Origin of the sequence: Streptomyces sp. S.PNR 29, from assembly GCF_030386795.1 — a bacterium.
Classification (GTDB): Bacteria; Actinomycetota; Actinomycetes; order Streptomycetales; family Streptomycetaceae; genus Streptomyces.
Window position 1 is genome coordinate 17,561 of record NZ_JANUQM010000024.1, and the last position, 23,787, is coordinate 41,347.

15 protein-coding genes are annotated in these 23,787 nt (G+C 70.9%); 14 read left to right on the plus strand and 1 reads right to left on the minus strand.

The genetic code is table 11. The annotated features are described in order from the left end of the window. From NW895_RS40105 to NW895_RS40125, 5 genes are all read left to right on the plus strand, one after another. Nucleotides 1–579 carry a flavin reductase family protein gene (locus tag NW895_RS40105; RefSeq protein WP_289942120.1) on the plus strand — a complete coding sequence of 193 codons (579 nt, stop codon included), beginning with the start codon at nt 1–3 and terminating at the stop codon, nt 577–579. A 199-nt stretch (nt 580–778) separates the two neighbouring features. Further along, entirely contained in the window at nt 779–1,333 is a 555-nt protein-coding gene (locus NW895_RS40110; protein WP_289942122.1) for a hypothetical protein, read from the plus strand. Continuing rightward, nucleotides 1,330–2,724, plus strand: coding sequence for a peptidoglycan-binding protein (locus NW895_RS40115; RefSeq protein ID WP_289942123.1), 1,395 nt, complete (start codon nt 1,330–1,332; stop codon nt 2,722–2,724). The genes NW895_RS40110 and NW895_RS40115 overlap by 4 nt, the downstream gene beginning before the upstream one ends. Then, complete coding sequence (locus NW895_RS40120) at nt 2,721–3,467, plus strand: ABC transporter ATP-binding protein (protein WP_289942124.1); 747 nt, start codon at nt 2,721–2,723, stop codon at nt 3,465–3,467. Before NW895_RS40115 ends, NW895_RS40120 begins: the two co-directional genes overlap by 4 nt. A gap of 5 nt (nt 3,468–3,472) precedes the next feature. Then, nucleotides 3,473–4,714, plus strand: coding sequence for an ABC transporter permease (locus tag NW895_RS40125; RefSeq protein ID WP_289942138.1), 1,242 nt, complete (start codon nt 3,473–3,475; stop codon nt 4,712–4,714). Nucleotides 4,715–4,798: 84 nt separating this feature from the next. Here the strand turns inward: NW895_RS40125 and NW895_RS40130 are convergent, their stop codons facing one another. Next, nucleotides 4,799–5,236 (minus strand): cold shock domain-containing protein, encoded by a 438-nt coding sequence (locus NW895_RS40130; protein WP_289942125.1) that lies wholly within the window; start codon nt 5,234–5,236, stop codon nt 4,799–4,801. Between the two features lie 504 nt (nt 5,237–5,740). Here NW895_RS40130 and NW895_RS40135 point away from each other — a divergent pair. The 9 genes from NW895_RS40135 to NW895_RS40175 all read left to right on the plus strand — a co-directional run. Next, nucleotides 5,741–5,938, plus strand: a complete 198-nt coding sequence (locus NW895_RS40135) for a hypothetical protein (RefSeq protein ID WP_289942126.1) — start codon at nt 5,741–5,743, stop codon at nt 5,936–5,938. A gap of 407 nt (nt 5,939–6,345) precedes the next feature. Continuing rightward, on the plus strand, nt 6,346–6,870 hold the full coding sequence (locus NW895_RS40140; RefSeq protein WP_289942128.1) for an RICIN domain-containing protein: 525 nt from the start codon (nt 6,346–6,348) through the stop codon (nt 6,868–6,870). Nucleotides 6,871–7,017: 147 nt separating this feature from the next. Next, on the plus strand, nt 7,018–10,725 hold the full coding sequence (locus NW895_RS40145) for an AAA family ATPase (protein ID WP_289942129.1): 3,708 nt from the start codon (nt 7,018–7,020) through the stop codon (nt 10,723–10,725). Between the two features lie 234 nt (nt 10,726–10,959). After that, nucleotides 10,960–12,327 carry a VCBS repeat-containing protein gene (locus NW895_RS40150; protein WP_289942130.1) on the plus strand — a complete coding sequence of 456 codons (1,368 nt, stop codon included), beginning with the start codon at nt 10,960–10,962 and terminating at the stop codon, nt 12,325–12,327. 206 nt (nt 12,328–12,533) lie between these two features. Next, nucleotides 12,534–12,929, plus strand: a complete 396-nt coding sequence (locus NW895_RS40155; protein ID WP_289942132.1) for a hypothetical protein — start codon at nt 12,534–12,536, stop codon at nt 12,927–12,929. Nucleotides 12,930–12,949: 20 nt separating this feature from the next. Continuing rightward, complete coding sequence (locus NW895_RS40160; RefSeq protein WP_289942133.1) at nt 12,950–14,194, plus strand: CoA transferase; 1,245 nt, start codon at nt 12,950–12,952, stop codon at nt 14,192–14,194. A 58-nt stretch (nt 14,195–14,252) separates the two neighbouring features. Beyond that, entirely contained in the window at nt 14,253–15,428 is a 1,176-nt protein-coding gene (locus NW895_RS40165) for an acyl-CoA dehydrogenase family protein (protein WP_289942134.1), read from the plus strand. 240 nt (nt 15,429–15,668) lie between these two features. Then, nucleotides 15,669–23,282 carry a type I polyketide synthase gene (locus NW895_RS40170; protein ID WP_289942136.1) on the plus strand — a complete coding sequence of 2,538 codons (7,614 nt, stop codon included), beginning with the start codon at nt 15,669–15,671 and terminating at the stop codon, nt 23,280–23,282. 57 nt (nt 23,283–23,339) lie between these two features. Beyond that, a partial coding sequence (locus NW895_RS40175; RefSeq protein ID WP_289942137.1) for a beta-ketoacyl synthase N-terminal-like domain-containing protein occupies nt 23,340–23,787 on the plus strand: 448 nt, incomplete at its 3' end.

Consider the following 23,787-nt stretch of genomic DNA (forward strand, 5'->3'; position numbering starts at 1 on the left):
ATGAACGAGCGGGAGAGGTACCGGCCGCCGGCGCACAGCGGTCCGACGCTCGCGGACGACGCGTTCCGCGACATGATGGCGGCGTTCCCGACCGGTGTGTCCGTGGTGACCGCCCGGTCCGGCGACGCCCGCCCCTGGGGCATGACCTGCTCCTCGCTGTGCAGCCTCAGCGTCGATCCACCGACCCTGCTGGTCTGCCTGCGGACCCAGAGCCCGACCCTGCGGGCCGTCCTCGCCAGCGGCGCGTTCGCGGTGAACCTGCTGCACGGCGAGTCCGAGTGGGTCGCCGCCCTGTTCGCCTCCGGCGCGCCCGACCGGTTCGACCGGGTGGCGTGGCGGCCGTCCCGCCTCACCCGCAGCCCGGCGCTGATCGAGGCCGCGCACGCCGTCGCCGAGTGCGCCGTGGAACGCACCCACGGCGCCGGCGACCACATGATCGTGGTCGGGGCCGTGCGTGCCGTGGACCATCTGGACCACGACAGCGCGCTGCTGTACGGCTTCCGCCGGTACGGAGAACTGCCCCGGCCGGTACCGGCCGGGGCGGGCGAGCCCGGCAGCAGCGGCCCCGAACACACCTGAGTCACTCCTGGCACGTCCCTGAGGTGCGGGGACGCACCAGGAGTCCAGTCGAACACCCGACCGAAACTGCCGCGCCGCCCCAGGCGGCGCGGCCCTTCGGCATGCCCGGAAAAGCCCCGTCCGCCCATGTCAGAGCGCCTGTGCACGCACATGATTCTGTGTCCTCGGTGTGACCGGACGCTGCGTAGAACTTGGGACCATGTTCACCACCACACACAAGAAGACGGCCGTCCGGACCTTCGTCGCGGCAGCCGCTCTGCTCACCGGAACCCTGCTGACCGGCTGCTCCGACGACGACGCCGCCGCCTCGTCCGGCTCGGCGTCCCCGACCAGCGCGGGGGACCGGGCGCTGGCCTACTCGAAGTGCATGCGTGAGAACGGCGTGGCCAACTTCCCGGATCCACAGGCCGACGGCGGCGGCATCCGGATCAGCCCGCAAGACGGCCTCGACCCCAACTCCCAGGAGTTCAAGGACGCCCAGCAGGCGTGCCAGGACCTCGCCCCGCAGGGCGGCCCGGGCGGCGCCGGCGGTGGCGGGACGCTCGACTCGGCCAAGGTCGCCGCGTGGGCGAAGTGCATCCGTGACAACGGTGTGCCGAAGTTCCCGGACCCCGAGATCAACGGCGGCAGCCTGAACATCGACATCATGGGCGCCGGAGTCGACCCCAGTGACCCGAAGTTCCAGCAGGCCATGCAGACCTGCCAGAGCAAGTACCCGGGCGGCGCCGTCCAGTTCGGCAGGGGTGGCCAGTGACCAGTCACGACGAGAGCGAGGCGCGACCATCCCCGGGCGGTGACGGCTCCGGCGCCCTGGAGCGCCGCACCTCCCACGAGATGGCATCCCAGCAGGCGGGCGCCGTCGCCACCGCGAGCGACGACGAACGATCGCTCGCCCGGCGGGACGACGAGGAGCACACCCCCGTCGCGGCCGGTGAAGGCGGCGGGGACGGCACCCCCGAGGCACCGGCAGCCGGCCGCAAGCGCCGAGGGCTGCGCAGGGCCCTGATCCTGCTCGCCGCGATCGCCGTGGCCGCGGCGGCCGGCATCGCCGCCACCGGCGCCCTCGGCGGCGACGGCGGTGACTCGGGCAGTGCCGCGCCCACGGCGCCACCGGCCACCGCGAAGGTGCAGCGCACCACGCTGACCGACACACAGACCGTGGACGGCAACCTCGGCTACGGCAGCGCCACCACCGTGCAGGCCCCCGCCGCCCAGTCCGGCACCGGCTCCGCGAACGGCAACGGCCAGCAGGCACAGGGCGGTTCGGGCTCCAGCGGCATCATCACCTGGCTGCCCGACGAGGGGAGGGTCCTCAAGCGCGGCGACGCCGTCTACCGCGTCAACGAGCAGAAGGTGCCGCTGCTGTACGGCTCCTTCCCGCTCTACCGCACCCTGCAGACCGGCAGCGAGGGCGCCGACGTCGAGATGCTGGAGAAGAACCTCGACGCCCTCGGCTACGACGGCTTCACCGTCGACGACGAGTACACCTCGGGTACGGCCGAGGCGGTGCGGGAGTGGCAGGACGACCTGGGCCGGGAGGAGACCGGCACCGTCTCGCCCGGAGACGCCGTGGTCGCCTCAGGCGCCCGGCGCGTCGCCTCCCTCCAGACCGTGCCCGGCGCCGCGGTGAGCGGGGCCGTGCTGTCCTGGACCGACACCGAGCGGATCGTCAGCGTCGACCTGGACGTCGCCTACGAGGACCTGGTCGACGAGGGCACCAAGGCCACGGTCGAACTCCCCGACAACAGCACCGTCGAGGCCGAGGTGACGGACATCGGCACCCCGACCTCCGCCGGTGACGACTCCGGCGAGGGCGGCGGCTCGGGCGACTCCGGCTCCGGTGGCTCCTCGGGCAGCGACGACGCCACCCTGCCCGTGGAGCTGACCGTCAAGGACCCCAAGGGACTGGGCCGCTACCAGGCCGCGGCCGTCGAGGTCACCCTGAAGGCCGACAGCCGCAAGAACGTGCTCGCCGTGCCGGTCGAGGCCCTGATGGCCAGGCAGGGCGGCGGCTACGCCCTGGAGGTCGTCACCGACGGCGGCACCGAGATGCGGCCGGTCAAGCTGGGCATGTTCGCCAACGGCATGGTCGAGGTGTCCGGCACCGGCATCACGGAGGGCACGGTCGTGGGGGTTCCCAAGTGACAGCGTCCACCCCCCTGAACCCCACGGCCCCGCCACTCGTCGAACTGGCCGGGGTGTCCAAGACGTACGGCGACGTCGCCGCCCTGCGCGGCGCGGACCTCGTCGTCCGGCGCGGCGAACTCCTCGCCATCGTCGGCCCGTCGGGCTCGGGGAAGTCCACCATGCTCAACATCATGGGCACCCTGGACCGGCCGACGGCCGGTCTGGTGCGCATCGACGGGCACGACGTGGCCCGGCTCACCGACCGAGAGCTGTCCGCACTGCGCGCCGGCACCATCGGCTTCGTCTTCCAGCACTTCCATCTCGCCCCCGGGGTGCCGGCGCTGGACAGCGTGGCGGACGGGCTCCTCTACAGCGGACGCCCGCGCGGTGAGCGGCGGCGACTGGCCGAACGCGCACTGCGCCGGGTCGGCCTCGGTCACCGTCTGCAGCACGAGCCGCACCAGCTCTCCGGAGGCGAGAAACAGCGTGTGGCGATCGCCCGGGCGGTACTCGGCGACCCGCCGCTGCTGCTGGCCGACGAGCCGACCGGCGCCCTGGACTCCCGCTCGGGGACGGTGGTGCTCGAACTGCTCCACGAACTGCACGAGTCCGGGACGACGGTGGTGGTCATCACCCACGACCGGGACATCGCCGCCTCCCTGCCCCGGGAAGTGCGGGTCAAGGACGGCAGGATCGAGCACGATTCCGCCACCCCGGACACCGTCTCCGTGTCCCTCGTCCGCGAGGAGGCCGTGCGATGAGCGCGATCAGTGCCACGAAGCCGCCGGCCCTGCCGGAGGGCGGCACGCCGCCCAGGCGGCCCAAACCCGCCCGCATGTCCCCGGCCGACGTGCTGAGAGTGGGTGGCTCCGGGCTGCGCTCCCGGCCGATGCGGGTGTTCCTCTCCGCGCTCGGCATCGCCATCGGCATCGCCGCCATGGTCGGCGTGGTGGGCATCTCCACCTCCTCCACGGAGGATCTGAACCGGCGGCTGGCGGCCCTGGGAACCAACCTGCTCACCGTCACGCCCGGCACGTCCTTCAGCGGCGAGGGTGCCCATCTGCCCGCCGAGTCGGTCAGGATGATCGGCAACATCGACGAGGTCGAGTCGGTGTCGGCGATCGGCCGTACGGACGCCAAGGTCTACCGCAACGACCATGTGCCGAAGCAGGAGACCGGCGGCCTCACCGTCGCCGCCGCCCGCACCGACCTGCCGAAGTCCGTGGGCGCCGAGGTCGTCGCGGGCAACTGGCTGAACGCCGCCAGCAGCCGGTACCCGGCCGTCGTCCTCGGCTCCAAGGCCGCCGAACAGCTCGGCGTGGACCGCGTGGGCTCCGACGTACGGGTGTGGCTCGGCGGACACTGGTTCACCGTCGTCGGTCTGCTGGCCCCCAACGAACTCGTGCCCACCCTGGACTCCGCCGCACTGGTCGGCTGGCCCGTCGCGGAAAAGACGCTGGACTTCGACGGCTACCCCACCAGCATCTACACCCGCGCCGAGGAGTCCTCCGTCAGTGAGGTCCAGTCCATCCTGGGCGCCACCGCCAATCCCGAGACGCCCAGCGAGGTAGAGGTCTCCCGGCCGTCCGACGCGCTGGCCGCCAAGCAGGCCACGGACGACGCCCTCAGCGGCCTGCTGCTCGGACTCGGTGGCGTGGCCCTGCTCGTGGGCGGGGTCGGCGTGGCCAACACGATGGTCATCTCCGTGCTGGAACGCCGCTCCGAGATCGGCCTGCGCCGCGCCCTGGGCGCCACCCGCGGTCAGATCCGCACGCAGTTCCTGGCCGAGGCGCTGCTGCTGTCCGCGCTGGGCGGCCTCGGCGGCGTGATCCTGGGCATCGGCGTCACCACCGGGTACGCGGCCTACCAGGGCTGGCCGACCGTCGTCCCGGCCTGGGCGATGGCCGGCGGTGTCGGCGCGACCCTGATCATCGGTGGTCTGGCCGGCTTCTATCCGGCCGTACGGGCCGCCCGCCTCCCTCCGACGGAGGCGCTGGCGACCACCTGAGACCGCGGTGCCCCCACGACGTCCATCCCCCGTCGCGTGGGGGCATCGCACCTCGGCCGAGCGCGGGGGCGCGGCGCGGTCCGGTCAGTCCTCGGTCCAGCCGTGGTCCTTGCCGAACTGCAGCAGCCGGCGCCGGACCGCGAGGATCTGCTCCGCGGTCAGCGACGGCGCCGCGGCGAGCAGTACCTCGGTGACCTCATGCAGGTACTCGTCGGTGGTGAGCACGTCGCACAGCGAATCGTCGTCGGCGTGCCTGCCCCCACCGGGGGACGACGTCCTCGCCACGCCGTTCGGCGGCGTCACCGGCCTGCCGTCCGGCGTCACGGCCAGACGCACGTCCGACGCCTTCAGACCGCGCTCACCCTCCTCGACCGTGAACTCCACGGCCAGCCCGGGACGGACCTGCTGCTCCGGGATCCGCAGATCGTTCACATGCAGGAACACGTCCTCCCCGCCGTGGTCCGGAGCGATGAACCCATAACCCCGAAGACCGTCGAAACGCACCACACGACCGGCAACCACGTCAACTACCCCCAGTCAAAACCGGGCCCATCGCCCGGACACCCACACAACGGCAGCAGCTTACAAGCCGTCCCGTCGGGCGCCAGCCCCGGATGCCGGATGACCGGAGGAGGCAGCTGAGGGCACCCGACATTCAGCAAATCTGCACACCGTTCACCGGCAGGTCGGTGCGGGGGCTCAGGCGACACTGAATGGTCGACACACCTTTTCCGTGGTCCGAGGGTTTTGGCGCGAGAGGGGCCGTTTTTGGTATCCGGCGGCAACAGTCGTGCGTGCAGCGAGACGGAAGGGCGTGTGAAGGACTCGGCGCCTTCGGTCATCGCGTCGTCACACCGGTGAAGTCGCATTTCGCCCTGCATTCCGCTCGCACCTCGGGCGGCTGGTCGTCCCGTCGCCCACGTGCTTTGATCCTGTGCCTGGCGAAGTCGCCGCGAATGGTTTCCGGATCCGGGAATCGGGCGGACTCCGCCCTGCGGAAATGCTTATTCGAAGGGAATGCGCGTCATGAACGTTACGCCCCAGGTGGAAACCGCCGAGATGTCCGACGGCGACCTGGACAAGGTCTCCGGCGGCCTCGCGGGCGCCGGCGCCGGTAATCTCAGCCTCGAGACGCCGCTCGGGGACCTCTGCGCCGACCTCCTGGCCGCCGGCTCTGCCGAGGGGCTCGTGGCGGACGGGCACCTCCACGCCGGCACCCACTGAGGACCCGCTGCGCTCGTCCACGGGCCCCGGATCACTGGATCCGGGGCCCGTGGTGTTTCAGTGGTGGCGGACCGGCTGCTCCCCATCCTGCTGTGCTCGCGGCGGCAGCCCGATCACGCAGTTGATGGGCGCTCACCCGCGCACAACCCCGCCCCATGCGTGAATCTCCGTACGTAGTCGCGCACTTCCGGCCCACTCGCCCGCGTACGCCTGTCCGTCCCGTTGCGTGCACGCGCGGCTCTCGTGCCCATATGCCACCAGCTACCGCCTTCGTGGGGTTTCGTCACGGTCGGTGGCGGAGAGGCCGCGAGGCCGGCCCGCTATCCAAGTGAGGGACACCGGCCCGGCCCGCGAGAAGCACCGACCTCTCGGGCACGCCGGAACCGCACACCGAAGGAGAAAACCGCATGAGCCGCGCCGCCCTGAGCCGTCTGGCCACCCTGTTCAGCGTCCTGGCCGCAGTCCTCGTTCCCTTCACGGCGCCCGCGAGCGCCGCCCCCGGAGACCAGATCGGCCCCGTCACCATCGTCAACTCGGCCACCAGCGGCCATCTCGTGCCCAACGACCTGGGCGCCAACCACAACGACGACATCTGGATGTGGGCCTGGAACGGCGCCACCTACGGCAGCGACCAGTGGACGTTCGACGAGCAGATGAACGGCTACTACCTCATCCGCAACAACATCACCCGCAAGTGCCTCAAGCCCGGTCTCACCTACTTCGGCAAGACCTACGTCACCCAGGCGAACTGCAACAACAGCTACGAGTTCCAGTGGCTGCTGCAGTACTCGCCGTACACCGACCTCTACAAGATCATCAACCGCTCCACGCTCCAGGCCATCACTCCCTACCACAACTTGCCCAACCAGGTCGTAGTCCTGGACAACAACACCAGTGACGCCAAGAACTGGTGGTCGCTGACCGGCTTCTGACGCCAGGTCTCCGCGGGACGTCGCCACAGGAAGGTGGCCGGCACACAGCCGGCCACCTTCTTTCCGTGTGCCGCAGCCGGTTCGGGTGTTGGTGCCTGAGAATGTGACACCGCCGTAGCGGCGTGACGTGCTGGATTGCAGGGGGTGATGGCGGTGCCGCGTGGGGAGCGACCGCTGGAGACGAGAGACGACCCGTTGGTGCGGTTCGCCGCGGACCTGCGCAGGCTGCGGCAGAAGGCCGGCAACCCGCCGTACCGGACGCTGGCCGAGCGCGCCCACTACTCGATCTCGACGCTGTCGAGTGCGGCGTCCGGACAGCGGCTGCCGACGCTGGCGGTGACACTGGCGTACGTCCAGGCCTGCGACGGGGACGTGGAGGAGTGGGAACGTACGTGGCGGGCAGTGGCCGCCGAGGTGGGTGGCGTCACGGACCCGGACCCCACCGAGGCCGGGAGCAGATCGCCGTATGTGGGGCTGGCGGCGTTTCAGGCCCAGGACGCCGAGTGGTTCTTCGGCCGGGAGCAGTTGGTCGCCGAGCTGGCACAGCGGCTGGGACGGCAGCGGTTCGTGGTGGTGGTCGGGGCCTCGGGGTCGGGAAAGTCGTCGCTGCTGCGGGCCGGGCTGGTGCCCCGGCTGGCAGTGGCGGCCACGGTGGTGGTGTTCACGCCGGGTGCCCGGCCGCTGGAGGAGTGCGCGGTGCGGTTGGGCGCCCTGGCGGGGGTGACGCCGGGCGCGTTACAGGCGGAGCTGAGCACGGACGCGGAGAATCTGGGGCGGGTGGTCCGGCAGATCGCCGCGCGGGCCGAGAACGGCGGCGGTGAGGTCGTACTCGTCGTCGACCAGTTCGAGGAAACCTTCACTCTCTGCAAGGACGAGGCCGAACGGCATCGCTTCATCACCGCGCTGCTGACCGCCGCGGCCGCCGACGGCAGTCGCTGCCGGGTGGTGCTGGGGGTCCGGGCGGACTTCTACGCGCACTGCACCCGCCACCCGGAGCTGGCCGAGGCCATGCGGGACGCGCAGGTCCCGGTCGGGCCGATGACGCTGGAGCAGCTGCGGCGAGCGGTGGCCGGACCTGCCCAGCGTGCCGGGCTGACGGTGCAGGGCGCGCTGCTGGCCACGCTGACGGCCCAGGCGCACGGACAGGCCGGCGTGCTGCCCCTGCTGTCGCACGCCTTGCTGGAGACCTGGCGACGGCGGCGCGGCAACGCTCTGACCCTGGAGGCGTTCCAGGCGACCGGCGGCCTGGAGGGTTCTCTGGCGCGTACGGCGGAGGCGTTCTACCAGGGACTGGAGGGACGGCAGCGAGAGCTCGCCCGGCAGGTGTTCCTGCGGCTGACCGCGCTCGGCGACGGTACGGAGGACACGCGGCGGCCGGCACAACTGGAGGAGCTGGAGGGGCTGGCCGGCGCCGACGGCGACGGTCTTGGCGCCGTCCTGGACGGTGCGGCCCGTGCGCGGCTGCTGACGCTGGACAGGGACCGGGTGGAGCTGGCCCACGAGGCGCTGATCCGCTGCTGGCCCAGACTGCACGAGTGGCTGACCGAGGACCGGGAAGCCCTGCGGACCCAGCGGCAGCTCACCGATTCGGCTCAGGAATGGGAGCGGTTGGGGCGCGATGAGGGCGCGCTGTACCGCGGCGCCCGCCTCGCGTCGGCCGCCGGCCTTTCCCAGAGCTCTCTGTCCACCGGTGAGCGTGAGTTCCTCCGGGCCAGCCTGGCCGCTCGGAGGGCGGAAGAGGCGGCGGCGCGGCGCCAGATGCGCCGCCAGCGCCGGCTCCTGCTGACCCTGATCGTGCTCCTGGCCGTGACCGTCACCGCAGGGGCAGTGGCCTATGACCAGCGGTCGGACGCGTTGGTACAGCGGCGCGTCGCTCTGTCCCGGGCGATGGCCGCCCAGTCCGCCGCCATTGCGGAGGGGCAGCCGGAGGCGTCGATGATGCTGGCGGTACAGGCTTTCGGCACGGCTCGGACGACGGAGGCACGCAGCGCGTTGCTCAGTACCCAGTCCGAGTACTTCGACGGACGGCTCACCGGCCATTCGGGTCCGGTGAACGCGATCGTCTTCCGGCCGGGCGGAAGACAGGTGGCCACGGCGAGTTCCGACCGTACGGTCAGGATCTGGGATGTGGGCCGTCGCCGCGAGGTCGCCACGCTGCGCGGACACGCCGGGATCGTGCTTGCCATCGCGTTCAGCCCGGACGGCAGGCTGCTGGCGGCCGGCACCGCCGACCGGAAGGTCAGGGTGTGGGACGTCGACCGGCGGCGTTCCGTGGCCGTCTTCCCGGGCCGGGCGCGCGGCCTTGCCTTCAGCCCGGACGGCAGGTCCCTGGCCTACGGCGGATCAGACGGCCGGGTCACCCTCAGGCAGGTCGCCACGGGCCGCATCACGGCCGTACTGCGGGGCCACGGCGACTCGGTGAACAGCCTCGCGTTCGACCGCCGGGGAACGAGGCTCGCCTCGGGCAGCGACGACCACACGGTCAGGCTGTGGAGTCTGGCCCGGCACCGCACCCTGGCGGTACTGCGGGGCCACGGCGACGCCGTGAACAGTGTGGTCTTCAGCCCCGACAACAAGACGCTGGCCGTCGGGTACACGGACCACACGGTCAGACTGTGGGATGCGCTCGGACACCGTTCGCTCGCCCGTCTGCGCGGTCACACGGACCAGGTCAACAGCGTGGCGTTCAGCCATGACGGCAGCATGCTGGCCAGTGCCGGAGGCGAAGGCGTGGTGCGGTTGTGGGACGTGGCGGACCGCAGGCTGATCGCCGTGCTGCCGGGCCACACCGACTACGTGATGGACGTGGCGTTCAGCGCCACGGCGAACGTGCTGGCAAGCGCCGGCTTCGACGGCACCGTGGCGCTGTGGGACCTGGACAGGTCGGTCCTGATCAGCCATCCGCTGCGCGAGGTCGGCGCGCTGGCCCTCAGCCCGGACGGCCGCACGCTGGCCGTGGCGGGCGACAACCGGAAGGTGGAGCTGTGGGACCTGCCCGGCCGTCGGCGGGCGGCGACCCTGGCCGGGCACACGGGGGCCGTGCGGTCCGTGGCGTTCAGTCCCGACGGCCACGTCCTCGCCACCGCGGGCAACGACGGCACCACCCGGCTCTGGGATCTCGGCGGCCGCCGTACTACGGCGACCCTGGCCGGGCACACCGGTGCCGTGCAGTCCGTGGCGTTCAGTCCCGACGGACGCACCCTCGCCACCGCCGGCACCGACCGAACGGTCAGGCTCTGGGAGGTGGCCGGCGGTACGTCGACCGCGGTGCTGGCCGCACACAGCGACTTCGTCAACACCGTGGCCTTCAGCCCGGACGGGCGGGTCGTGGCCACCGCGAGTGATGACCGGACGGTAAGGCTGTGGAAGGTGACCGGCCGTCGGCCGACGGCGACCCTGACCGGACATACCGGGGCTGTGCGCTCCGTGGCGTTCAGCCCCGACGGGCACACTCTCGCCACCGCGGGCAACGACGGCACCACCCGGCTCTGGGACCTGACCGACCGTCGGTCGACGGCGACCCTGACCGGGCACACGGGCGCCGTGCGGTCCGTGGCGTTCAGTCCCGACGGACGCACCCTCGCCACCGCGAGCAACGACGGCACCACCAGACTCTGGGACCGTGCCGACGGCCGCATCGCGGCGACACTCACCGGCCACACCGCAGCCGTGTCGGCGGTGGCGTACTCGGCCACCGACACCCTCCTGACGGGTAGTACCGACGGCACCGTCAGGATCTGGGACATGGATGTGCGGCGCCGCATCGCGAACATCTGCCGAGCCATCGGCCCACCCGGCCCGGGGAAGGAGCCGAGCCTGGAGCCGGGCCACCGCGATGGCCTCGCCTGTCCCTGACGCGGCGACGGCTTCTCGGCCCGCCGGTTCGACAGCGGCGCTGATGTGTGCGGCATTTTTCGGCATCCGTTTGTTCGGCACCAGGAGCCGATTCCGAACAAACAAAGAGCAGGTACACCTTGGAGCGGCGGGCGCCCCACCTGCCCCGGTCGACGGCAGTGAGGGGCGTCCGGTACGGGCGAGCGTCGCCCGGACCACATCACCTCGGTGATCGAAGCTCCAGGGGGGAGTCACATGTCCGGTAGGAAGAACGCCAGCGCCACCAGATGGGCCGTCGCCACGACAGCGGTGATCGCGGCACTGCTGACCACCACGGTTCAGCCGGCCGTGGCCCGGCCGGCTTCCGGGATCGGTGAGGCAGCGTCCGACGGCCGGTCGGGGGAGGCGGCTGCCCTCGCGGCAGCCCCGCTGATCAGCCGCCAGGAGGTCATCACCCGGGCCCAGAGCTGGCTGCGGCCCTCGGTGCCGTACAGCCAGACCGCCACCCACCGCAACGAGTACGGCACTTACCGCACGGACTGTTCGGGATACGTGTCGATGGCCTGGGGCCTGCCAGGGCCCGGGCCGAACACCGTGGGTCTGCTGGACCACAGTTACCCCATCGCCAAGGGCGATCTGAAGACCGGCGACATACTGCTCGACGCCCAGGGCGATGCGAACACCCGCCATGTCGTGCTCTTCGACAGGTGGGCCGACAGCGCGCAGACCTCGTACTGGGGCTACGAACAGGCGGGGGACACCGGGACGGTCTACCGGAAGATTCCCTACCCGTACTTCAGTACGCCGAGCGATTTCAAGCCCTATCGGTACCGCAACATCATTGACCGCGGGTCGTCGCTGTCCGGTGACAGCAGGGACGAGATCGTCACGGTGCTGGACAACGGTGATGTGAAGGCGTGGCACAACGGCCGGGGTTTCAGTGAGATGCCGTGGGACCGTGATGTGGTGGTCGGGACGGGGTTCGCGAAGGACAACGTGCATTTCGCGGATCTGGATGGTGATGGGCGCTCGGAGATTGTCACGGTGCTGGACAACGGTGATGTGAAGGCGTGGCATAACGGTCGGGGTTTCAGTGAGATGCCGTGGGACCGCGATGTGGTGATCGGGACGGGGTTCGCGAAGGACAACGTGCATTTCGCGGATCTGGATGGTGATGGGCGGTCGGAGATTGTCACGGTGCTGGACAACGGTGATGTGAAGGCGTGGCATAACGGCCGGGGTTTCAGTGAGATGCCGTGGGACCGTGATGTGGTGGTCGGGACGGGGTTCGCGAAGGACAACGTGCATTTCGCGGATCTGGATGGTGATGGGCGCTCGGAGATTGTCACCGTGCTGGACAACGGTGATGTGAAGGCGTGGCACAACGGCCGGGGTTTCAGTGAGATGCCGTGGGACCGTGACGTGGTGATCGGGACGGGGTTCGCGAAGGACAACGTGCATTTCGCGGATCTGGATGGTGATGGGCGCTCGGAGATTGTCACCGTGCTGGACAACGGTGATGTGAAGGCGTGGCACAACGGCCGGGGTTTCAACGAGATGCCCTGGGACCGCGATGTGGTGATCGGGACCGGCTTCGCCAAGGACAACGTCCACTTCGCCTGACACACCGCGTAGCCGACGGATTCGCCGGCCGGGGTCCCCCTTCCGGGGGCCCCGGCTTTTTGCTGCCCGGCGCCTGTGCGCTTGTCGCGCACAAAGATGCGGCAGTTCGTCGTTGACCGGTCATCTGCGGAAACGCCAGTCTGGTGGAGCCATATCGGATTCCGATCACCCGTTTTCGGTCACCGGACTGCGTGCAGGAGGCCGTGATGCTCCAGACAGACACCCGTGAACACACCGATCCCGGGGAAGAGCGCGAAACGGCGGCCGCCGCCACTGATCTGCTCTTCCACCGCTGCCTCTGGTGCGGCACTCCGGCCTACCGCCGTTCGTTCTGCCGCGCCTGCGGGTCCATGGCCTTCAAAGGGGAGCGCAGTGCGGGCGCCGGGGTCGTCGTCCGCCGCAACGGCCCCTCCACGCAGAACACGTGGTTCGTCGCGATGGACGAGGGATTCACGCTGGTCTGCCAGGTCACCAGGACGGCGCCGGTCGCGGTCGCGGTCGGCGCGCGGGTGAAGGTCGTACGGGCCGTCGCCCACCTCGGTCAGGGCTTTCCCGTTGTCGAACTCACCTCGCCGGCGCCGCCTTCGGAGCGTTGGTGGTGACGGGAAAGAGAGGAGGGTGCGTGGGCACCCAGCACAACGCGCCGGACGGATGGGCCGGCGTTCTCCACGGAGCGGAGCGAGGCGCACTGGACGGTCTGCGCATCGCCGACTTCTCCCGGGTTCTCGCGGGGCCCTATGCCACCATGCTCCTCGCCGACCTCGGCGCCGACGTGGTGAAGATCGAGCGGCCGGGCACCGGAGACGACACCCGGGCCTGGCATCCCCCGGCGGACCACAACGGCACCTCGACGTACTTCCTCGGCGTCAACCGGAACAAGAGGTCCGTCGTCCTGGACCTTACGACCGACGCCGGCGTCGAGCAGGCCCGTGCCCTGGTCGCCGAGTCCGACGTCCTGGTGGAGAACTTCCGCCCCGGCACGATGGAACGGCTGGGGCTCGGCCCTGGCGAACTCCGCGCCCGGCACCCCGGGCTGATCTACTGCTCGATCAGCGGGTTCGGCAGCGGTGCGGGCGCGGCGATCCCCGGATACGACCTCCTCGTGCAGGCCGTCGGCGGTCTGATGAGCGTGACCGGGGACGCGGCCGGGGAGCCGATGAAGGCAGGCGTCGCCCTGGTCGATGTGATCACCGGTCTGCACGCCGCGCTCGGTGTCCTCGCGGCCCTCCGGCACCGGGACGCCACAGGCGAGGGGCAGCGGGTGGAGGTGAACCTCCTCGGTTCGCTGCTGTCGGCCATGGTCAACCAGGCGTCGGCGTTCGCCGTCGCCGGCGTGGTCCCGGGCCGCCTGGGCAACGCCCACCCGAGCATCGCTCCGTACGAGACGTTCCCGGCCGCCGATCGTCCGATCGCGATCGCGGTGGGCAACGACCGGCAGTTCGCGGCGCTCGCCGAGGTCGTCGGCGATCCCGGGCTCGCTCTCGACGACCGCTTCCGCACCAATGCCGACCGGGTCGCCCACCGCACCGAACTACGGGACATCCTGACCGAGCGGCTGGGCGCCGCAGACGCGGACCACTGGTCGGCCGCCCTGCTGGCCGCGGGAGTGCCCGCCGGAGCCGTCAACACCCTCGACGAGGCGTTCGCCTTCGCCCGGCAACTCGGCGTTCCCGGCATCGTCGACCTGCCCGCCGCACCCGCCGACGGATCGGGGAGCGGGCCCTCCCGCCAGGTCGCGAACCCCATCAGGCTGAGCGGCACGCCTGCCCGGTACCGCCTGCCGCCGCCGCGCCTGGGACAGCACACCGCCGAGATCCTCGACCACCTTTCCGACCACCCCCGCGCGCCGGAAGGACCGGCCACATGACCGTGCCCCGCGCAGGCACCACGACCGAACCGACCACCGCGACCAACAGGAGCTCACGATGACCCGCAAGCCGATGAAGGACCCTCTCGACCTGCTCGACCTCTCCTCCACCCTCACCGACGAGGAACGGGAGATCCAGGCCACCGTCGCCAGGTTCCTCGCCGACCGGGTGCGCCCGCACATCGGCGAGTGGTTCGAGAACGCCCACTTCGCCCGCGAACTCGCTCCCGAGCTGGGCAAGCTGGGCGTGCTCGGCATGCATCTGGAGGGCTACGGCTGTGCCGGCACCAACGCCGTCAGCTACGGACTGGCCTGTCTGGAGCTGGAGGCCGCCGACTCCGGCTTCCGCAGCTTCGTCTCCGTGCAGGGCTCGCTGTCGATGTTCTCCATCTGGAAGTGGGGCTCGGAGGAGCAGAAGCAGCAGTGGCTGCCCCGGCTGGCCGCCGGTGAGGCGATCGGCTGCTTCGGCCTGACCGAGCCCGACTTCGGAAGCAACCCCGCCGGGATGCGCACCAGAGCCGTCCGCGACGGCGACGACTGGATCCTCAACGGCTCCAAGATGTGGATCACCAACGGCGGCATCGCCGACGTGGCCACCGTATGGGCGCAGACCGAGGACGGCGTCCGTGGCTTCCTCGTCCCACGGGGCACGCCCGGCTTCACCACCCAGGACATCAAGCAGAAGATGTCGCTGCGCGCCTCCATCACCTCCGAGCTGTCCTTCGACGACGTACGGCTGCCCGACTCGGCCCGACTGCCGCTCGCCGAGGGCCTGCGCGGACCGCTGTCCTGTCTGAACGAGGCCCGCTTCGGCATCCTGTTCGGCGCGGTCGGCGCTGCCCGCGACTCGCTCCAGGCGGCCATCGAGTACGCCGACTCCCGGGTGCAGTTCGACAAGCCGATCAGCGCCTTCCAGCTCACCCAGAAGAAGCTCGCCGACATGAGCGTCACCCTGGGCAGCGCCGCACTGCTCGCCGTGCACCTGGGCCGGCTCAAGGACCGGCACCGCATCAGGCCCGAGCAGATCAGCGTCGGCAAGCTCAACAACGTCCGGGAGGCCCTCGCGATCGCGCGGGAGTGCCGCACCGTCCTGGGTGCCAACGGCATCTCCCTGGAGTACTCGCCGCTGCGCCACGCCAACAACCTGGAGTCCGTCCTGACCTACGAAGGCACCAGTGAGATGCACACCCTGGTCGTCGGACAGGCGATCACCGGCCACGCGGCGTTCCGCTGACCACCGAAGGCACAAGGAAGAGGGCCGTGAGCTGGGGCGCCACCTCGTAGCCGACTCAGTGGCCGGCCGAGACGCGGCGCGATCCGAACGCCCTGTCCGTCCGGACAGGCGCGGAGCTCGGAACGGCACTGCTGGTGTTCGAGTTACCTGCGAGTGCGCCCTGCCAGAGTGAAGGAAGGGGTGCCCGGGAACCGGCGCCCGGTCGGCATCGAGGCAGTCATCAAAGAGCCGGGAGAAGGCGTGATTGACCAGACGAGGCCCGAGAACGCGTCCGACTCCCCGGATACCGCACGTGTCGACGGCGGAATCGCCGTCATCGGCGTCGCCTGCCGCCCGCCCGGGGAGCCCCGGGACGCCGAGGCCCTCCACGGCCCCGGCCTGACCCCCCAGCAGCGGCTGGCGCTCGAACTCGCCCGCGAGGCCTTGAACAGTGCTCGCATCGTCCCGGAGAGCCTGACTGGCGGACCCACCGGCGTCTTCCTCGGCGCCACCGGCCTGAGTCGCGGGCGCCTCGCCCACCACGTCTCCCACGCCCTTGGCCTGCGCGGACCGAGCTGCACCGTGGAGCCCGAACAGGTCTCCTCCCTGTCGGCCGTGCACCTGGCCTGCGAAAGCCTGCGAACCGGAGAGTCCGCACTCGCCCTCGCGGGCGGAGTGCACCGTGGTCCGAAGCACGAGAACACGATGGCGGACGAGGAATCCGGCGGTCTGGTCGTCCTCAAGCCGTTACGCCGGGCCGTCGCCGACGGAGACACCGTCCACTGCGTGCTGAGCGCCGCCGAAACGAACACCGGCCTTCTCGGGGCGTCCGGCATCGTCGGACTCATCGAGACCGTACTGGCCAAGAAGCGGGCGTCCGTCGTGCCGTGGACGGTCAGTGGTCACACCCCGGAGGCGTTGCGAGGGCAGGCGGCCCGGCTGGCGCAGTGGGTGCGGGAGACCGAGGGGCTCGATGCCGGGCGTGTCGCGGGGGCGCTGGCGTCCTCCCGGCCGGTGTTCGAGCACCGTGCCGTGGTGCTGGGCAGTGGCCGAGAGGCGCTGCTCGCCGGCCTGGGTGAGGTCGAACAGGGTGTGCCCGGCGCCGGCGTGATCACGGGCGCGGCCTCGGTGACGGGCAAGGTCGCGTTGGTGTTCCCGGGGCAGGGGCCGCAGTGGATCGGAATGGGACGGGAACTGTATGCGGCCTCACCGGTGTTCGCCGCGCGGATCGATGAGTGCGCGCAGGCGCTGGCGCCGTACGTGGACTGGTCGTTGCACGAAGTGCTGGGCGGAGCCGCGGGAGCCGCGTCACTGGAGCGGTCGGATGTGGTCCAGCCGGCGTTGTGGGCGGTGATGGTGGCGCTCGCGGCCGTATGGGAGTCCCTGGGAGTCCGTCCCGATGCGGTGGTGGGGCACTCGATGGGGGAGACCGCTGCCGCGGTGGTGACCGGTGCGCTGTCGCTGGAGGACGGGGCCCGGGTGATGGCGCTGCGCAGCCGGACGGTCGTCGAGCTGAGCGGCCGGGGAGGCATGGTGTCGGTGGCGGCACCGGTGGAGCGCGTGCGGGAGTGGTGTGTGTCGGTGGGGGAGGGGGTGTCGGTGGCGGCGGTCAACGGGCCCGCGTCGGTGGTGGTCTCCGGAGAACTGGCCGCTCTGGACCGGCTGGTGGCCATCGGTGAGGGAGAGGGGGTGCGGGTCCGTCGGATCCCGGTGGACTACGCCTCGCATTCGGTGCAGGTGGAGCAGATCGCCGACCGGTTGGAGCGGGAGCTGGCGGGAGTGTCCCCGGGGGCCGCGCGGGTGCCGGTGTACTCGACGGTGGAGGCCGCTTGGGTGGACGGTAGTCGGCTGGACGCCGGGTACTGGGTGCGCAACGAACGTCGGCCCGTGCGGTTCGAGGAGGCGGTGCGCGGGCTGCTGGACGAGGGCTTCCGGTTCTTCGTCGAGTGCAGCCCCCACCCGGTATTGACCGTGGGCGTGGAGGAGACCGCCGCGGACAGGGGCGTGGCCGACGTGGTGGCCACCGGAACGCTGCGCCGGGACGAGGGCGGTCCGGAGCGTGTGCTGGCCTCGGCCGCCGAACTCTTCGTCCGCGGTGCGAACGTCGACTGGAACACCGTCACCGGCACCCCGGACACCCCCGTGGACCTGCCCCCGTACGCCCCCCAGCACCAGCGTCACCGGCTCGACGACGTCACTTCCGTACTGGATCTCGTCCGCACCCAAGCCGCCGTCGTGCTGCGCCACGCCACCCCTGACGAGGTGGACGCCGACCGCACCTTCAAGGACCTCGGTTTCGACTCGCTGATGGCCGTCGAGCTCCGTCGTCGTCTGAACGCCGTCACCTCTCTGAACCTGCCGACGAGTGTGGTCTTCGACCACCCGACGCCCGCCGCGCTCGCGACGGAGATCCAGTCGCAGCTGACCAGCGGCGGCAGCCCCGTCGACGAAGACGCGGAGCCGGTACCGTCGGCGGCCCCACTCCTCCCCGGCGACCCCATCGCCATCGTCGGCATGAGCTGCCGCTTACCCGGAGGAATACGGTCGCCACAGAACCTGTGGGCCTTCGTCACCGAAGGCGGCGACGCCATAGGGGACCCCCCGACCGACCGAGGCTGGGGCGCCGAGCCCTACCAGGGCGGCTTCCTCCACGACGCCGGTGCATTCGACGCGGCGTTCTTCGGTATTTCGCCGCGTGAGGCGGTGGCGATGGATCCGCAGCAGCGGCTGCTGCTGGAGACGTCGTGGGAGGCGCTGGAGCAGGCGGGCATCGATCCGCACTCGCTCCGGGGCAGCCGCAGTGGCGTCTTCGTCGGGGCCATGGCCGGCGACTACGCCCGTCATCTCCGCGACACCCCGGAGAACCTGGCCGGCTACCTGCTGACCGGCAGCGCGGGCAGTGTCGTGTCGGGCCGGGTGGCGTACGCGCTGGGGCTTGAGGGTCCCGCGGTGTCCGTGGACACGGCGTGTTCGTCGTCATTGGTGGCCCTGCACCTGGCGATACGGGCGCTGCGCAGCGGGGAGTGCTCGCTGGCACTGGCGGGCGGCGTGACGGTGATGGCGACACCGTCCATGTTCACGGAGTTCAGCCGACAGCGGGGGCTGGCGGCGGACGGTCGGTGCAAGGCGTTCGCAGCCGCGGCGGACGGCACCAGTTGGGCCGAGGGTGCGGGTGTGCTGGTGGTGGAGCGTCTGTCGGACGCGCGGCGTCATGGGCATCGGGTGCTGGCGGTGGTGCGGGGTTCGGCGGTGAATCAGGACGGGGCGTCGAACGGGTTGACGGCGCCGAACGGTCCGGCGCAGCAGCGGGTGATCCGGCAGGCGCTGGCGGATGCGGGCGTGGGGGCGGCCGAGGTCGATGTGGTGGAGGCCCACGGTACGGGCACGACGCTCGGGGATCCGATCGAGGCGCAGGCGTTGCTGGCGACCTACGGTCAGGGGCGGGACGAAGGCAGCCCGGTGTGGCTGGGCTCTTTGAAGTCGAACATCGGGCACACGCAGGCGGCGGCCGGTGTGGCGGGCGTCATCAAGATGGTGATGGCGCTGCACCACGGTGTGCTGCCGCAGACCCTCCATGTGGACCGTCCGTCGCCGCACGTGGACTGGTCCTCGGGCAGGATGGAGCTGCTGACGGAGGCGCGGCCGTGGCCGGAGGTGGGCCGGGCGCGGCGGGCGGCGGTGTCCTCCTTCGGTATCAGCGGCACCAACGCGCACGTCGTGCTGGAGCAGGCCCCGCAGGAGGCTGAGGGCGAGCAGCTCGTACGTTCGGGGGGTGTGGTGCCGTGGGTGGTCAGCGGTCACACGTCCGAGGCGCTGGCGGCGCAGGCGCGCCGGCTCCTGACGCACCTGTCCGGGCAGCCGGAGACGAGTCCGGAAGAAGTCGGGTACTCACTGGCGACCGGACGGGCAGCGCTGGACCAACGCGCCGTCGTGGTCGGCCGGGACCGCGAGGAGTTGCTCGGTGGTCTGGAGGCCCTGGCCGACGGTCGTTCCGCGGCGAACCTCGTACGGGGGCGGGCACGTGCCGGAGGCCGTATCGCGTTCATGTTCACCGGCCAAGGAGCTCAACGGCTCGGCATGGGACGGGAGTTGTACGACGAGTTCCCCGTCTTCGCCCGTGCATTCGACTCCGTGGCTGCCGAGCTGGACCAGCACCTCGGCCGGCACACGGGCCGACCGCTGCGCGAAGTGGTCTGGGGCGAGGACACAGACCTGCTGAACCGCACGGTCCACACCCAGGCCGCGTTGTTCGCCTTCGAGGTGGCGCTGTTCCGTCTGCTGGAGTCCTGGGATGTTCGTCCGGACTTCGTGACCGGACACTCGATCGGTGAGGTGGCGGCCGCGCATGTCGCCGGAGTGTTCTCCCTGCCGGACGCGGCCGCCCTGGTGGCTGCCCGCGGTCGGCTGATGGACGAACTGCCCGACGGCGGAGCGATGGTGGCCGTGCAGGCGGCCGAGGACGAGGTCCGGCCGATGCTCACCGACCGGGTCGGCATCGCCGCCGTCAACGGACCCGATGCCGTGGTGCTGTCGGGCGACGAGGACGCCGTACGCGACCTGGCGCTGCACTGGGAAGCGCGGGGAAGGAAGACACGGCGGCTTGCGGTGAGCCACGCGTTCCACTCGCCCTTGATGCAGCCGATGCTCGTCGCGTTCCGGCGGACAGCCGAGGGACTGGCCTACTCCGAGCCCGCCGTCCCGGTCGTGTCGAACCTGACCGGGACACCGCTCCCGGTGGAGATGCTGGGATCGGCGGATCACTGGGTGCGGCACATCAGCGAGACCGTACGGTTCGCCGACGGTGTGCGGTACCTCCGTGAGCAGGGCGTCACCCGCTTCGTGGAGCTGGGACCCGACGGTGTGCTGACCGCCATGGCCCAGAACTGCCCGGACATGACCGGCCACCTGGTGGTGCCGACAGGGCGACGGGACCGGCCCGAGGCGGTGGCGCTGAACCTGGCGCTCGGGCACCTGCACGCGGTGGGCGCCTCCGTCGACTGGCGTGCCTTCCACGCCGGATCAGGCACGCTCCGCACCGAACTGCCGACATACGCCTTCCAGCACGAGCGGTACTGGCTGGACCCGGCCTCCTCTGCCGCCGATGTGGAGTCGGCGGGCCTGGAGGCGGTGGAACACCCGATGCTCGGTGCGGCCCTGCCCCTGGACGACGGAGCCGTCCTGACGGGGCGGCTGTCCGCCCGAAGTGTGCCCTGGCTCGCAGACGGACGAGCAGGGGGAGCCGTCGTGGTGCCCGGCACCGGGCTGGCGGAGATGGCGCTCCGGGCGGGCACGCAGGTCGGTTTCCCGCGACTGGACGAGCTGCTCCTGCACGCCCCGCTGGTCGTCCCGGCCGAGGGCGCGCTGGATGTCCAGGTCCGGGTGGCAGCGGGCGGCACGCCCGCACAACGGCATCTGGAGTTGCTGGCCCGACCCGCGGGGGAAGCCGAGTGGGACCGGCACGCCTCGGGCGTGCTGGCTTCAGCGCCGGTCGCCCCGGACGAGCGGCTGGAGAGCTGGCCCCCGGTCGGAGCGGCGCCGGTCGAGCTGGACGGCCTGTACGAGCGGCTCGCGGCCGACGGACTGGAGTACGGCCCGGCGTTTCGCGGGCTGGAGGCCGTCTGGCACGGCACGGCCGAGGGCGAGGTCTTCGCGGAGGTGCGCCTGCCCCGGGGAGCGGCGGACCAGGCGGACCGGTATCTGGTGCACCCGGCGCTCTTCGAGGCGCTTCTGCACGCGGTGTACGCGAGTGACCTGCTGCCTCGGGCCGATGGGGGAGCGCGGCTTCCGTTCTCCTTCTCCGGTCTGGCTGTCCGGGCGGCGGGTGCTTCCCAGCTGAGGGTGAGGCTGACGGCCGTCGACGCGGACACGGTGTCCGTGTCGGCCTGGGACACGGCCGGGGACCCCGTGGTCACCGCCGGGACAGTCACATTGCTCCCGGTTCCGGGGCAGCGGATGCGGACGGCCGTGTCGCCCGCCCGGGACGTTCTGTACCGGGTGGTGTGGGAGCCTCAGGCATCCACGGCAACGGGTGCCGGGGAGCCGGAGAACCGGTGCGTGGTGCTGGCCGGAGGCAGCCTGGCCGGGGAGCTGACCGACATCGGCGTGGCGGCCGAGGAGCCACCGGCGGGTGCGCCCACCGGTGGACCACTGCCGGAGCAGGTGCGGGCCGGTCTGGCCGCTGCACTGGGCGTGGTGCAGTCATGGCCGGCCGACGGACGCTCGGCCGACGGGCGGTTGGCGCTGGTGACACGCCGCGCTGTGGCGGCCGTGCCGGGCGAGGACGTGGATCCGGCCCAGGCCGCGCTATGGGGTCTGGTGCGATCGGCGCAGACCGAGCATCCGGGCGTCTTCCAGGTGGTGGACCTCGATGAAGATCCGGTGTCGGTCGCGGCGGTGGCCGCGGCCATGCGCTCGCAGGAACCCCAGATCGCCATACGCGCCGGCGAACTGCGCATGCCACGCCTCGTACGGGCCGGCAGCCCGGGCCTGCGGGAAGAGACGCGGGCCGCCCCGCGTACCCGGCCGGGCGACCGCTGGAGCACCGCTTCGCTGCTGGTGACCGGGGCCGGCGGTGTCGTGGGCTCGGCACTGGCCCGGCATGCCGTCGCCGCTCAGGGAGTGGGCCATGTCATTCTGCTCAGCCGCCGAGGTGAACGGGCAGCCGGGACGGCCGAGTTGGCGACAGCATTGCGTGAGCTGGGCGCCTTGGTCACCGTCGAAGCGTGCGACGCCGCCGCACGGGACCAGCTGGCGGCGGTTTTCGCGCGGGTGCCGCAGGACTTCCCCCTGCGCGGGGTGATTCACGCGGCCGGTGTGGTGGACGACGCCGTTGTCCAAGCACTCACCCCCGACGGTCTGGAGACCGTACTGCGGGCGAAGGCCGATGCCGTGGCTCATCTGGACGAGCTGACGCGCGGCATGGATCTTGAATGGTTCGTGACCTGCTCGTCCGTCGCGGGCTGGTGGGGGACGGCGGGCCAGGCGAACTACGCGGCCGCCAACGCCTGCGTCGACGCGCTGGTACAGCGACGGCGAGCAGCGGGCTTCCCCGCGCTGTCGCTCGCCTGGGGACTGTGGGAGGAACGCAGCGGAATCAGCGAGAAACTCGATCAGGCGGACCTGCTGCGCCTGGCCCGCACCGGTATCGCCCCGCTGTCGACCTCCGACGCCCTGACGGCTTTCGACATCGCACTCGGCCTCGACGAGCCGGTACTGCTGCCGGTCCGCCTGGCTTTACGACACCTCTCCGACAGCATCACGGCGCCCCCCACCCCGCTGCTCACCAAGTACGCGCGCCGGCAGGCGAAACCCCCGGCGGCCGAGCAACGGAAGGCTGTACCGCCGGACGGCAGCACGCTCAAGGACCGCCTGGCGGCCATGACCGATCAGGAGCGGGTGCAGTCACTGCAACAACTGGTCCGCGAAGAGGCGGCGGCGGTGCTGAACCACAGCAACCCCGGTGCCGTGGACCTCGACCGCGGCTTCCTGGACATGGGATTCAGCTCGCTCACCGCCCTGGAACTGCGCAACCGGATCGGGGCGACGATCGGACTTCCACTGCCGCCGACCACCATCTTCGACTACCCCACACCGGGTGCCCTGGCGAAATACCTGTCCACCCAGCTCGTACCGAGCCGTGAGGACGTCTCCGCATCCCTCATCCGGGACATCGGCACGATGGCCGAACGATTCGAGACGATCGACGACGACACGGTACGCGCCCAACTGACACAGCGTCTTGAGGAACTCCTGAATCAATGGGCCAGCGGTACGGGCACCGGTTCCGGGCCGGAACCGTCGAGTGACGGCGATATCGAATCGGCGAGTGCGGACTTCATGTTCGATCTCATCGACAAGGAATTCGGCAAAGCCTGAGCTCCTGACCCGTACACAGCCCGCGCCTGGTTTCTGGAATCCCGAGGAGGATGAACTATGAGTGCGAACGAGGAGAAGCTCCTCGAATACCTCAAGCGCGTGACGGCTGACTTGCGGCAGGCCAACCGACGCCTGCAAGAAATCGAGGAAGAGAGCCACGAGCCGATCGCGATCGTGGGGATGGGGTGTCGTTTTCCGGGGGGTGTGTCCTCTCCGGAGGATTTGTGGCGTGTTGTTGTGGGTGGGGTGGATGCTGTGGGTGGGTTTCCCGCGGATCGGGGTTGGGATCTGGCGGGGTTGTTCGATGGGGATCCGGAGCGTGTGGGGGCGAGTTACGCGCGGTCGGGTGGGTTTCTGTATGACGCTGCGGAGTTCGATGCGGGGTTTTTCGGTATTTCGCCGCGTGAGGCGTTGGCGATGGATCCGCAGCAGCGGTTGTTGTTGGAGACGTCGTGGGAGGCGTTGGAGCGGGCGGGGATTGATCCTGGTTCGTTGAAGGAGTTCC